Here is a 12,893-nt window from a genome sequence, read left to right on the forward strand (position 1 = left end):
AGGCTACGACCGGCCGCGGTCCGGCGGGAGGGCGCGTACCGTGCGCCCCTTGCCGTGCACGGTGGCAAGCAAGCCGGTTCCCTCCATGTTGGCGAGTACACGACGCACCGCCGTACGCGATACGCCGAACCGCTCGCAGAGCTTCGATTCGGACGGGTAGGTGTCACCAACCGCGAGGGAGTCTTCAGCGATCACGTCAGTCATCCGCTCCGCTAGAGAGCGACGGTCGCCGGTTCGGATCACGCGCCAGCCCACTCCAGGCGCAGACTCAAGTACACCCGCGGCTTCGAGCACCTTGAGAGCTCGACGGATCGTATTGCGAGCGACGTCGTGCGCTCGCATGAGATCAGCCTCGGACGGCAGGGTGCCGGTGATCTCGCCTGCCTCGATTCTCTTCCGCAGTGCCTCCGAAATGACCAGATAGGTTCCTCGCGGACTGGCCTCCGACACTTCGGCTCCTCTCACCTTGCTCCGTTGCTCGATGCCCAGGGTCCCACGGCCACCGGGAGCGACGGCAGGGTCGGTTCCACATCCGATTCTCCAATCTGCTTCCGCCATTCAGCTCCCGCTCGATGTCCCACCGTTTCGGATGTGCGTGGACCATGTGTGGGCCAGGCATCCTCGGCAGGGGGCTGGGACAGCCTCTGACCAGCAGGTACGGGCTGTCTGCGCGACGGTCTGGCGGCCAGTGCCGGAAGTGTCGAGGTCGATCGAAAGCATAGGAGAGTGGCAGGGCGTGATCCCTTCAGCCGGTACGGAGGCCGCGTACGCGCCCCCTCTTACAGCGGTTCAGCGTGGGCTACAGCCTGGGCTGCTGCCCGAGCGAAGGCTGTGTACAGAGCACCGCTACCTCCAAGCCGTAGCCAGTTGGTTCGAGCCTGGTCCACCGCCCCCGCGTCATGGCGAAGGAAGGCCTTTCTCCATTTTGATAAGCACTGATACCTGTCGTGTACCCCTTCCCAGAGGTTCGTGGCAGCCAGGCGGACATCCTCCGGTCCAAGCAACTCAACGACGACGTAGGCTCTCGTGACCTCGTTCACTGGCGCACCAATGTCGACAGGACTCGGATCAGCGTCCGTCCGCGCGTAGTCGAGCATGCGGCTCATCTGCGTGGATGCAGTCGCCCAATGGTTGTAAGCAACGATCAGTTCTCTGTAGGTCTCCAGTCGTTGCTGACGCAGCCAGTGGGCGTGCTCGTTTTGCGCCTGATCCCTTACCTGTCTCGCTGCGGTCAGCGCGGCCGTGTTGGCCCCGAGACGCGTTCCGCGCATTGCTGCCAAGCCGCCGATGGCGGCACCGCCAATCGCCCCAGCTAGCCCGAGCCCAGCGGCCGCGAGCGCAGCTATCTCCGCATCCATAACGACAGAATGCCGCCTGGCTCGGCACAGCGGATCCGCTCGAAGGAAGCAGTAGGAATCTGCCGCGCATGCGACGGAACGGGAGACCTGGTGTGGAGCCTATGGGCCATACATGGGCCAAGGGGAGCTTGGTGACCGCCGGAAGCGCGGATGACCAGCACGTTAGTACCGGATCCGTGCCGGTCTTGAAAACCGTCGTGGCAGCGATGTCACCGTGGGTTCAAATCCCACACCCACCGCAGGCTCAGTGAACGCGCTGATCAAAAGGGGCGCCCCGCATCGCGAGGCGCCCCTTTCGCATGCCGCCCGGCGAAGGCCGCGGTGGCGGCCCCCGGTCAGCGGGCGCCGCGGTGGCGGCCCCCGGTCAGCGGGCCGCGTTCATGCGGGCCGCGGAGGCGATCGTCGCTCGGGCCTCGTGTTCGGTGAGGCCGGTGCGGATCGCGGCGGAGGTGAGCGCGGCCGTCAGTTCCTCGCCGATGCCGTTCTCGTACGCGCGGCACGCCGCCCAGAACAGGCGGGTGTTGCGCTGCCCCTCGTGGGCGGCCAGGACGAACTGGACGAGGCCGTGCCCCTGGTGGTCTCCGTGCGGCTGGGCGTGGCTGGGCCGGCTCGGCGGGGTGAGGAGGTCGAGCAGGGCGCGGGGGCAGGGGGCCGGGCCGAGGTGGGCGGTGCCGGGGGCCAGCCGGTAGACGCCTCGACTGCTCAGCGAGCCGGGGCCGACCAGATAGCCCCCGGCGCCCCGGATGTCGATGCCGGGGGCGAGCCGGCTCGCGGAGTTCGGTACCACCGTGCCGGGCGGTCCGGTCAGCCAGATGTGCCGGCCCCCGCTCGGGGTGATCACCACCACGGTCTCCGGGATGGTGAACAGGTGGCGCAGCGCCAGGTGTTGGAGCGCGGCCGTGGCATCGGCCTCCGGGGGTTTGGTGTCGAGGTCGATCCCTATGAGGCGGTGCGGCGGCCGGCCGCAGGCGATCCCGTAACCGGTCGCCCAGGGTGCGGCGGCGAACAGCGCGCGTACCGCCGCTGGGTCGGTGCTGGCGTCGTGCACGCCGTGCCCCGGCAGCCCGCACTCCCCTCGGCAGATCGCGGGCCGGGGGTCGTTCCGGTGGGGCGAGGGCAGGGCCGGGAGCTTGGTGCGGGAGAGCGGGATGACGGGCAGGCCGCGTTCGGCGGCGGACAGGGCGTGGGCGAGGGCCAGGGTGGCGGCCTGCCGGTCGATGGTGGCCATGGCTCCATGTTCGTACGAATGTTCGAGAAAGGGAATCCCTTTCGGTGGTGACCGGCGGGACCCGGCCGGGTTCGGGGGCGTGGATTGACCGGATGTGAGCGCCGCCGGGCCCGGTGCGGGTGCCGCGCGCTCAGGTGAGGGTGCCGATTCCGCCTCCTCTGCCGTCACTCCCGGCCCCCCTCCCGGCGGACCCCCTCCGTCCCTTCTGTCCCACCCCCCTCCCCGGTACCGACCCCATCCCCGCTGGGCGACGGGCGGGTGGCGGGCAGGTGGCGTCCGGATGACGCCTTGGGGTCCTGGGGTCGAGCGCGAGGGCGGGTCTGAGTGGTGGGCCGGGACGGTCGGTCGAGACGGTGGCCGGTACGCCCGCCAAGGTTGGCCGAATCCGAGCCGAAACGGTTCTCCCCTTGGGGGAGAGCGGCTCTCTCGGCCACCGCCCAGCCCTGGCCAGAGCATTGAGGGCGCCTTGGGGGTTTATCGACATGTCCTCACGCTTGCGGGCGAAAGGTTCCCCAATGCCTGGTTCGCCGGGGATTCGGTGGGCAACTCTGATCTCGCGACGTCGTCACCGAGCGTCCGGGGCGGTTGGCCAACTGCCTTGGAACAGGCCGTACTTGAGTCACGCGAGTACGACTCGGAGCGAGCCGGAACCACTTCGGATCGCCCGTACCGCTCGCACCAACCGAACCACTCGTACCAACCGAACTGCCGGCACTACCGGCATCACCCGCATCACCCGCATCACCCGCACTACGTGAACCACTCGCATCACTCGCCACTTCTGGTTCCTGGAGGAATTCACATGGCACGCATCCGTACCGCCCGCATCCTCGCCGCCGTTGCCGCGCTGCCCCTGGCCGCCGCCCTCTGCTCGGGTGTCGCCTCCGCCGACAACGGCTCCATCGCGGGTCACGGATCGAACGCGGCGGTGGCGACCGTCAGCGGCAGCGGGGTCGGCCACGACAACCGCGGCAACTCGTCCACCACGCAGCAGCAGGCGGTGGGTTCCGGCGCCACCAACCAGAGCAATACCGCCCAGGTGAACGGCTCCGCCTTCACCTCGATCAACCAGGGCAACGGAAACGTCGCCGTGAACTTCACCCACCTGTGGTGATCCGCCGGCTTCCCTGCCTCGGGGACGGGTCCATAGCGTGAACGGCGGCCCGGGTGCCCGTGCTTCGGCACGGCCACCCGGGCCGCCGGCATGCGTGCGGGGGCACCGGCGGGACCCCGTGCTCCAGGGGCATTGACAGCGAGACCGTATCTGACGGACAGTCAGAAACCCGACTCGGGGGCCGGTCCGCACCTACGGGCGGGCCCGCCGACGTGTCCGTACGCACGGAAGGCCGCCGTCGTGCACCTCGCCCCGACCCAGCGCCAGGAGCATCTGCGCGCCGAACTCCGGTCGTACTTCACCGCTTTGATGCCCGAAGGGCCGCCCCCCGGGACGGACCCGGACGGGCAACGGGCGGTGCTGCGACGAATCGGCGCGGACGGGCTGCTCGGGCTCGGCTGGCCCGTCGAGTACGGCGGTCAAGGGCGGGGCGCCGACGAGCAGTTCGTCTTCTTCGACGAGGCCTACCGCGCGGGCGCGCCCGTCTCCATGGTCACCCTGAACACGGTCGGGCCGACCCTGATGAAGTACGGGACCGCCCAGCAGAAGGCCTACTTCCTGCCCAGGATCCTGCGCGGGGAACTCGTCTTCGCGATCGGCTACAGCGAGCCTGAGGCCGGCACCGACCTCGCCTCCCTCCGCACCAGGGCCGTACGGGACGAGGACTCCTGGGTGATCGACGGGCAGAAGGTGTTCACCTCCAACGCCCAGCACGCCGACTGGATCTGGCTGGCCTGCCGCACCGACCCCGACGCGCCCAAGCACCGGGGGATCTCGATCGTCCTCGTGCCCACCGACGCGCCCGGCTTCTCCTGGACCCCGATCGAGACCGTCGGCGGCCTGACCACCACGGCGACCTACTACGACGGCATCCGGGTGCCGCTCGGGAACCTGGTCGGGGCGGAGAACGAGGGCTGGGGCCTGATCACCAACCAGCTCAACCACGAGCGGGTCGCGCTCGCCGCCATCGGCATGCAGGCCGAGGATTTCTACGAGGCTGCCCTCGCCCATGCGTGTACGCCCGATCCGGTGAGTGCGCGGCGTCCTGTTGACCACGAATGGGTGAAGGCAAAACTGGCCGCCGTGCATGCCCGGCTGGCGGTGAATCGCCTGCTCAGCTGGCGTTTGGTGGGGGATGTGGGGGCCGGGGTCCTGGCCCCCGGCGACGCCAGCGGCGTGAAGTTCACGGGAACGGAGTCCGCGGTCGAAACGTATCGAATGTGTCAGGAGATCGTGGGGGACGCGGGCCTGATCCGGGGTGGTTCGCCCGGCGCCTTCGGGGACGGGGAGCTGGAGCGGATGAACAGGGCGGCGCAGATCAACACGTTCGGGGGCGGGGTGAGCGAGGTGCAGCGGGAGATCGTCGCGACGATGCGGCTCGGCATGAAGCGGGGGAAGCGGTGAGGGGGGTGGAGAAGGTGGAAGAGGCCGAGTTCGCGGGCCGGTTGAAGAAGTTCGAGGGGCGGCCGGCGGCGACCGGCGGTGTCGGCAAGGACCTCGTCAACGCGCCCATGATCAGGCACTGGTGCGAGGCGATGGGCGACACCCACCCCGCCTACACCGGGCCCGACGCCATAGCGCCGCCGACGATGCTCCAGGCCTGGACGATGGGCGGGCTCTCCGGTCACGGCGACGGCACGGGCCGCGCCACCGGCTACGACGAGCTGTTCGAGCTGCTCGACGGCGCCGGGTTCACCTCGGTGGTGGCCACGGACTGCGAGCAGGAGTACCTGCGTGATCTGCGGCCGGGAGACCGCGTCACCTATGACGCGGTGATCGAGACGGTGTCGGAGCGCAAGACCACCAAGCTGGGGACCGGGCACTTCGTCACCACGCGGATGGATGTGCACGCCAATGGGGTACTGGCGGGCATGCATCGGTTCCGCATCCTCAAGTACGCGCCCGCACAAGCGAGTTCAGACGCTGCGGACATCGTACGGGTGGGTTCGAGCAGCCAGGGACAACCCTCCTCCTCGCGGGGGCGGGCGGCGCCCGAGCCGGGGGCGGGTGGGACGGCGGCCCGGGTGCTGCGTCCGAGGCCCGTCGTCAACCGGGACAACGCCGGGTTCTGGGCGGGGGTCGCCGAGCACCGGCTGCTCATCCAGCGCTGCGACGACTGCGCCGAGCTGCGTTTTCCCTGGCTGCCCGGCTGCCACGCCTGCGGATCGGGCCGGTGGGACACGGTCGAGGCGAGTGGGGACGGGAGGGTCTACTCGTACGTGGTGATGCACCACCCGCCCTTCCCCGCCTTCGATCCGCCCTACGCGGTGGGCCTGATCGAGCTCGCCGAGGGGGTGCGGATCATCAGCAATGTGGTGGGGGTGGCGCCTGACGCGGTACGGATCGGCATGCCCGTGCGTCTCGAATTCCTGCGCGCGGACCATGAGTTGGAGCTTCCCGTGTTCCGGGCGGAGGCGGCCTGATGGACTTCACGCCCACTGAGGAGCAGGGGGCCGTGCGCCGGCTCGCCGGGCAGATCTTTGGCGACCTCTCGACGCACGAGCGCCTAGCGGCGGCCGGTACGGGGAGCGATGCCGCGCTGTGGAAGGCGCTGTGCGGCGCGGGCCTGGTGGCGGCGATCGAGGAAGTCGGCCTTCTCGGCCTGGTGCTCGCCCTGGAGGAGCAGGGCAGAACCACGGCGCAGGTCCCGTTCGCGGCCCACTGCGTCTACGGAATCCTCGCGCTCACCGCCCACGGCACGGCCGAACAGCGCGAGCGGCTGCTGCCGGACCTGCGGGCGGGCGAGACCGTGGTGACCGGCGCCTTTCCCGCGTGGGAAGGCGGTGTACGGGCCACGGGGAAAGGGGAGTTGAGCGGTTGCGTGCCGCTCGTGCCCTGGCTGCGGGACGCCACCCATGTGCTGGTCCCGGACGCGGCGGGCGGCCTGTGGCTCGTGCGGGTCGCCGACGCGCGGGCCGAGCCGGTGGAGACGACCGCGCCCTGGTCGGCGGGGCGGCTCACCCTGGCGGCGACCCCGGCCGAGCGGGTGGGCGGGGCGGAGGCGTACGCGGACGTGCTGGCGACGGCCCGCACCGCGTTCGCGGGGTTGCAGGCCGGGGTCTGCGCGGGCTCACTGGCCAGGGCGGTCCACCACACCACGACCCGCGAGCAGTTCGGGCGCCCCCTCTCCACCAACCAGGCCGTGCTGATGCGCGCCGCCGACGCGTACATGGACACCGAGGCGATACGGGTCACGTCCTACGAGGCGGCCTGGCGGCGGGACGAGGGGCTGCGGTACGGAACGCACGCGCTGACGGCGGCCTGGTGGGCGTCCGAGGCGGGCACCCGTGTCGTGCACGCGGGCCAACATCTGCACGGCGGCCTCGGCGCGGACCTGGAACATCCCGTCCACCGGCACTTCCTGTGGGGCCGGCAGCTGGATGCCTATCTGGGCTGCGGGGCGCGGCTCCTGGCGGAGCTGGGTGAGGCGATCGTCGCCGAGAGGGTGGCCGAGCGGGGCCCCCTTGAGGGCGCGTCGGGGCACGAGGGAGTGCGGGCATGAAGGCCGGAGACGAGCTGGCGCCCCTGGAGATCCCGATCACGCGGACGCTGATCGTGGCCGGGGCCGTGGCGTCCCGCGACTACCAGGACGTCCACCACGACGCGGTGCTGGCGAGGGAGAAGGGGTCCCCGGACATCTTCATGAACATCCTGACCACCAACGGCCTGGTCGGCAGATACATCACCGACCACTTCGGCCCGGCAGCCCGGCTGCGGTCCGTGCGGATACGGCTCGGTGCGCCCAACTACCCGGGCGACACCATGACGTTGACCGGTACGGTCACGGCGGTGGACGGGGAGGTGGCCGAGGTGCGGGTGGTCGGGGCCAACCGGCTCGGCCACCATGTGACGGGCACGGTGCGGGTGGCCGTCCCCGATGCGCGCGGCACCGGCGGGGTGGTGGCATGAGCGTGCGGGGGGCCGACTCGCTCGGCAAGAGGGCGGCGATCGCGGGGATCGGCGCGACCGAGTTCTCCAAGGACTCGGGGCGCAGCGAGCTGAAGCTGGCCGTCGAGGCGGTGCACGCGGCGCTCGACGACGCGGGGCTCACGCCCTCGGACGTGGACGGCCTGGTCACCTTCACCATGGACACCAGCCCCGAGATCACCGTCGCGCAGGCGACCGGCATGGGCGAGCTCTCCTTCTTTTCGCGCGTCCACTACGGGGGCGGTGCGGCGTGCGCCACCGTGCAGCAGGCCGCCCTCGCCGTCGCGACGGGCGTCGCCGAAGTGGTCGTCTGCTACCGGGCGTTCAACGAGCGATCGGGCCGGCGCTTCGGCTCCGGGGTGCAGCACCGCGAGCCGTCGGCGGAGGGCGCAGCGCTCGGCTGGTCCCTTCCGTTCGGGCTGCTCACGCCCGCCTCTTGGGTCGCCATGGCCGCCCAGCGCTATCTGCACACCTACGGTCTGACGCCCGAGGCCTTCGGCCATGTCGCCGTCACCGACCGGCGCCATGCAGCGAAGAACCCGGCGGCCTACTTTTACGGCAAGCCGATCACCCTGGCCGACCATGCCGCGTCGCGGTGGATCGTCGAGCCGCTGCGGCTCCTGGACTGCTGCCAGGAGACCGACGGCGGGCAGGCCCTCGTCGTCACCACCACCGAGCGGGCCAGGGACCTGCGGCAGCGGCCCGCCGTGATCACCGCGGCCGCGCAGGGGGCCGGGCGCAGACAGGAGGCGATGACCAGTTTCTACCGGGACGACCTGACCGGCCTCCCCGAAATGGGGGTGGTCGCCCGGCAGCTCTGGCGCACCTCGGGGCTCACCCCCGCCGAGATCGACGTGGCGATCCTGTACGACCACTTCACGCCGTTCGTGCTGATGCAGTTGGAGGAGTTCGGGTTCTGCGCGCCGGGCGAGGCGGCCGCTTTCGTGGCGGCGGACGCGGTGCCGCTCAACACCCATGGGGGGCAGCTGGGGGAGGCGTATCTGCACGGAATGAACGGCGTGGCCGAGGCGGTCCGCCAGCTCCGGGGCACCTCGGTGAACCAGACGGAGGGCGCGGCGCACGTCCTGGTCACGGCCGGCACGGGCGTGCCGACCTCGGGTCTTGTGCTGGGCCGGGATGGCTGAGGTGTTGTCAGACCTTGGGCTTTGTGCTGGGCCGGGACGGTTGAGGTGTTGTCAGACCTTGGGCTTTGTGCTGGGCCGGGATGGCTGAGGTGCCGTCGAACCTCGGGTCTTGTGCTGGGCCGGGGAGGCCGAGGCCCCGTCAAACCTCGGGCTGGGACGGCTGAGAGGTGTCGACAAACCTCGGGCCTCGTGGTCGGCCTCGATGACTGAGGCGCCGTCAAACCTCGGGCCTCGTGGTCGGCCGCGGCGGCTGAGGTGTCGTCAAAGGGCGCTCCGCGCAGGCGGGGTGGGGCAATCGGTGGTGGCGCTGGGTCGGACGGCTGATCCTGCGCCCGTACGGCGCAGGGCGTGGGCCGAGCGGTGGCCGGTGGGGGCGGGGGCCCGTTCACTCGGGCCATGCGCCGCTTCAAGCTGACCTCCGCCCTTCTGACCACGACCCCCGCCCGTCTGGCCAAGACCTCGGCTCCTCTGACCACGACCTCGGCCCCTCTGACCGCGACCTCGGCCCCTCCGGCCAAGACCGCCGCCCCCCTCACCACGGCCTTCCTCGCCCTCGTCACCGCCCTCCTCGCCCTCGCCACCCTGCTCGCCCCCTCCGCCTCCGCGGACGACGGGTGGGAGTGGGAGGACAGGGTGGCGGACGCGGACGCGGTGTCGTTCAGGGGTGCCGCCTTCGACACCTGCAACACGCCCCCGCTGGACACGATGCGAGCCTGGAGGAAGAGTTCGCCGTACCGCGGCGTCGGCGTCTACTTCGCGGGGCGCGGTCGGCACTGTCCGGTCCAGAAGAACCTGAACGAGAGCTGGGTGGGCCAGGTGCACGACATGGGCTGGCAGGTGCTGCCCATTTTCGTCGGATCGCAGGCACCGTGCGTGTACGCCGAGAACAAGAAGAAGGTGAAGATCGGCAATCAGCCCGCCAAGCAGGGCAGGTCCGAGGCGGAGCAGGCGGTCCAGGAGGCGGCGCACCTCGGCATGCGGGAGGGCAGCGCCCTCTACCTGGACCTGGAGGCGTACAACGCGAACAACGCGGCGTGCGCCAGGACCGTGCTGGACTTCGTGCGGGCCTGGAACCGGGAGGTGCGCGAGCTCGGCTATCTGCCCGGGTTCTATAGCAGCGCCGAATCGGGCGTACGACAGATCGAGCAGGCCAGGGTCGCGGGCAAGAGCGACCTTCCGGCGGCGATCTGGTTCGCCCGCTGGCGCTCCGGCCCCGCCCTCTACCAGGAGGCGGCGCTGCACAGGGACGCCTGGCAGCACCGCCGGATCCACCAGTACGCGGGGAACTCCGCCGAGACGCACGGCGGGAAGCGCCTGGTCGTGGACCGCAACGACGTCGACGCGCCGGTCGCGTACATCGGCTGAGCGCCGGCTGAACCCTGAGGCCCGGGGATGCGTCCTCCACCTTCAGGAGGTGCAGCCAGCCCTACCCCTACAACCTGAGGCGGACATCGCTTCGGGACCTGGGGCCGATCCCGGGGGCTCTTCGCGCTCATAGCGTGGAGCCATGACAACGCCCGTCTGCACCAGCGCCTCCCGAGCGGCGACGCCCTACCACGCGTACTCGTCGTTCTCGTCGTACGTCCGCGCCAGGGGCCCCGTGCTGCTGCGCACCGCGCGCTCGCTGACCGCGAACGCGAGCGATGCGGAGGACCTGTTGCAGACGGCCCTCACCAAGACCTATGTCGCCTGGGACCGGATCGAGGACCATCGGGCCCTCGACGGCTATGTGCGCCGCGCCCTGCTCAACACGCGCACCTCGCAGTGGCGCAAGCGCAAGGTCGACGAGTTCGCCTGCGACGAGCTGCCCGAGCCAGAGATCGTGCCCGGTCCCGACCCGGCCGACCAGCAGGTGCTGCACGACGCGATGTGGCGGGCGGTCATGAAGCTCCCCGACCGTCAGCGGGCCATGGTCGTCCTCAGGTATTACGAGGACCTGAGCGAGGCGCAGACCGCCGAGGTGCTCGGGGTCTCGGTGGGCACGGTCAAGAGCGCGGTGTCGCGCGCGCTCGGCAAGCTCCGCGAGGACCCGGAGCTGGAGCCCATCCGGTGACGGGTGGTGACGGCCGGGGCTCCATCGGTCGTCCTGGCGCGGGTTCCTCCAGGTAACTTCACGGAACCGCGACCGAAACTACTCTCGGGTAGTGACATACCGCGCGGTACGTGAGCAGAATCGGCAGACCCTATCGCCATGGAGCGCGCCGTAGCGCTCACCGGGAGGACGCCGTGCTGAGCACCATGCAGGACGTACCGCTGCTGATCTCGCGGATCCTGACCCACGGGTCGACGATCCACGGCAAGTCCCAGGTCACGACCTGGACCGGCGAGGCCGAACCGCACCGCCGCAGCTTCGCCGAGGTCGGTGCCCGGGCCGCCCAGCTCGCTCACGCGCTCCGTGACGAGTTCGGCGTCACGGACGCGAGTGCCATCGGCACGCTGATGTGGAACAACGCCGAGCACGTCGAGGCGTACCTCGCGATCCCCTCCATGGGCGCCGTGCTGCACACCCTCAATCTGCGGCTGCCCGCCGAGCAGTTGATCTGGATCGTCAACCACGCCGCCGACCGCGTGGTGATCGTCAATGGTTCGCTGCTGCCGCTGCTCGCGCCGCTGCTCCCCCACCTGCCGACACTGGAGCACCTCGTCGTGTCCGGCCCGGGCGACCGCTCCCTGCTCGACGACATCGACGGCGGCGGCCCTCAGGTGCACGAGTACGAGGAGCTGATCGCCGGGCGGCCGACCACTTACGACTGGCCGCAGCTGGACGAGCGCAGCGCCGCCGCCATGTGCTACACCTCGGGCACCACGGGCGACCCCAAGGGCATCGTCTACTCCCACCGCTCGATCTACCTGCACTCCATGCAGGTCAACATGTCGGAGTCGATGGCGCTCACGGACCGGGACACGACGCTGGTGGTGGTGCCGCAGTTCCATGTGAACGCCTGGGGACTGCCGCACGCCACGTTCATGTCCGGGGTGAGCATGCTCATGCCCGACCGCTTCCTCCAGCCCGCGCCGCTCGCCGACATGATCGAGCGGGAGCGGCCCACGCACGCCGCCGCCGTCCCCACCATCTGGCAGGGCCTGCTCGCCGAGGTCACCGCCCGCCCCCGCGACCTCACCTCGATGCGGAACGTCACGATCGGCGGCGCGGCCTGTCCGCCCTCGCTGATGGAGGCGTACGACAAGCTCGGTGTGCGGCTCTGCCACGCCTGGGGCATGACGGAGACGTCACCGCTGGGCACCATGTCCAACCCGCCCGCCGGGCTCAGCGCGGAGGAGGAGTGGCCCTACCGCATCACCCAGGGCCGCTTCCCGGCCGGCGTCGAGGCGCGGCTCGCGGGGGCCGGCGGCGCGTTCCTGCCCTGGGACGGGGTGTCGGCCGGCGAGCTGGAGGTCAGGGGCCCCTGGATCGCGGGCGCCTACTTCGGCGGCGCGGGCGGCGAGGACTTCCGCCCCGACGACAAGTTCAGCCCGGACGGCTGGCTGCGGACCGGCGACGTCGGTGTCATCAGCCCGGACGGCTACCTGACGCTCACCGACCGCGCCAAGGACGTCATCAAGTCCGGCGGCGAATGGATCTCCAGCCAGGAGCTGGAGAACGCGCTGATGGCCCACCCCGAGGTCGCCGAGGCGGCCGTCGTCGCCGTCCCGGACGCCAAATGGGGCGAACGCCCGCTCGCCACGGTCGTGTTGAAGCCCGGCGCCACCGCCGACTACGCCGCCCTGAAGGCCTTCCTCGCCACGAGGATCGCCAAGTGGCAGCTCCCGGAGCGGTGGGCGCTGGTCGAGGCGGTGCCGAAGACCAGCGTCGGCAAGTTCGACAAGAAGGTCGTCCGCAGGCAGTACGCGGACGGCGAGCTGGACGTGACGGAGGTGCGCTGACCCGGCCCGATCCTGTGCCGGCCGTCCGGGGTCCCTCGCCGGGGCCCCGGACCGGCCCAGGGACGCGGGCCGCGCGGCGGGCCGGGTCGGGGGCGCGGGTTGGGTGGGCGTCGGACTGGGTCAGGGGCGCGCGCGTTCCCTGGTTCGGACCGCGTTCTGCCACGGCTCGCGGGTTCCGGTCCGTCCCGCCGTTGGGCGCGGGCCCGACGGCGGGACGGACGAGGCGCCGGCGGCGC

Annotated in this window: 11 protein-coding genes and 1 tRNA gene; 10 read left to right on the forward strand and 2 right to left on the reverse strand. The window is 70.9% G+C overall.

Features of this window, described 5'->3' with window-relative positions; all coding sequences use genetic code 11:
• Positions 1-3 precede the first annotated feature (3 nt).
• Complete coding sequence (locus N4G70_RS16560; protein WP_261713419.1) at positions 4-450, reverse strand: GntR family transcriptional regulator; 447 nt, start codon at positions 448-450, stop codon at positions 4-6.
• Between the two features lie 1,029 nt (positions 451-1,479).
• On the opposite strand from N4G70_RS16560, the gene N4G70_RS16565 reads away from it, so the two are divergent.
• Positions 1,480-1,594: transfer RNA gene (locus N4G70_RS16565), tRNA-OTHER, on the forward strand.
• A 128-nt stretch (positions 1,595-1,722) separates the two neighbouring features.
• Here N4G70_RS16565 and N4G70_RS16570 read toward each other — a convergent pair.
• On the reverse strand, positions 1,723-2,586 hold the full coding sequence (locus N4G70_RS16570; RefSeq protein WP_261713420.1) for a bifunctional DNA primase/polymerase: 864 nt from the start codon (positions 2,584-2,586) through the stop codon (positions 1,723-1,725).
• An 802-nt stretch (positions 2,587-3,388) separates the two neighbouring features.
• Between N4G70_RS16570 and N4G70_RS16575 the strand changes: the two genes are divergently transcribed.
• The 9 genes from N4G70_RS16575 to N4G70_RS16615 all read left to right on the forward strand — a co-directional run bounded on the left by N4G70_RS16575 (position 3,389) and on the right by N4G70_RS16615 (position 12,657).
• Positions 3,389-3,700 carry a hypothetical protein gene (locus N4G70_RS16575; RefSeq protein ID WP_261713421.1) on the forward strand — a complete coding sequence of 104 codons (312 nt, stop codon included), beginning with the start codon at positions 3,389-3,391 and terminating at the stop codon, positions 3,698-3,700.
• 240 nt (positions 3,701-3,940) lie between these two features.
• The gene (locus tag N4G70_RS16580; RefSeq protein ID WP_261713422.1) at positions 3,941-5,104 is read left to right on the forward strand and encodes an acyl-CoA dehydrogenase family protein; all 1,164 of its coding nucleotides are present in this window, start codon (positions 3,941-3,943) and stop codon (positions 5,102-5,104) included.
• A 5-nt stretch (positions 5,105-5,109) separates the two neighbouring features.
• Positions 5,110-6,123 (forward strand): bifunctional MaoC family dehydratase N-terminal/OB-fold nucleic acid binding domain-containing protein, encoded by a 1,014-nt coding sequence (locus tag N4G70_RS16585; RefSeq protein ID WP_261713423.1) that lies wholly within the window; start codon positions 5,110-5,112, stop codon positions 6,121-6,123.
• Complete coding sequence (locus tag N4G70_RS16590) at positions 6,123-7,202, forward strand: acyl-CoA dehydrogenase family protein (RefSeq protein ID WP_261713424.1); 1,080 nt, start codon at positions 6,123-6,125, stop codon at positions 7,200-7,202. The genes N4G70_RS16585 and N4G70_RS16590 overlap by 1 nt, the downstream gene beginning before the upstream one ends.
• Positions 7,199-7,609, forward strand: a complete 411-nt coding sequence (locus N4G70_RS16595) for a MaoC family dehydratase (protein ID WP_261713425.1) — start codon at positions 7,199-7,201, stop codon at positions 7,607-7,609. The genes N4G70_RS16590 and N4G70_RS16595 overlap by 4 nt, the downstream gene beginning before the upstream one ends.
• Entirely contained in the window at positions 7,606-8,772 is a 1,167-nt protein-coding gene (locus tag N4G70_RS16600; protein ID WP_261713426.1) for a lipid-transfer protein, read from the forward strand. The genes N4G70_RS16595 and N4G70_RS16600 overlap by 4 nt, the downstream gene beginning before the upstream one ends.
• A 396-nt stretch (positions 8,773-9,168) precedes the next feature.
• Entirely contained in the window at positions 9,169-10,137 is a 969-nt protein-coding gene (locus N4G70_RS16605; RefSeq protein ID WP_261713427.1) for a DUF1906 domain-containing protein, read from the forward strand.
• 142 nt (positions 10,138-10,279) lie between these two features.
• Positions 10,280-10,825 (forward strand): SigE family RNA polymerase sigma factor, encoded by a 546-nt coding sequence (locus N4G70_RS16610; protein WP_120722351.1) that lies wholly within the window; start codon positions 10,280-10,282, stop codon positions 10,823-10,825.
• A gap of 173 nt (positions 10,826-10,998) precedes the next feature.
• Positions 10,999-12,657, forward strand: a complete 1,659-nt coding sequence (locus tag N4G70_RS16615; protein ID WP_261713428.1) for a long-chain fatty acid--CoA ligase — start codon at positions 10,999-11,001, stop codon at positions 12,655-12,657.
• The last annotated feature ends 236 nt before the right edge of the window (positions 12,658-12,893 follow it).

The organism is Streptomyces sp. ASQP_92 (assembly GCF_025399895.1).
Lineage (GTDB): Bacteria > Actinomycetota > Actinomycetes > Streptomycetales > Streptomycetaceae > Streptomyces.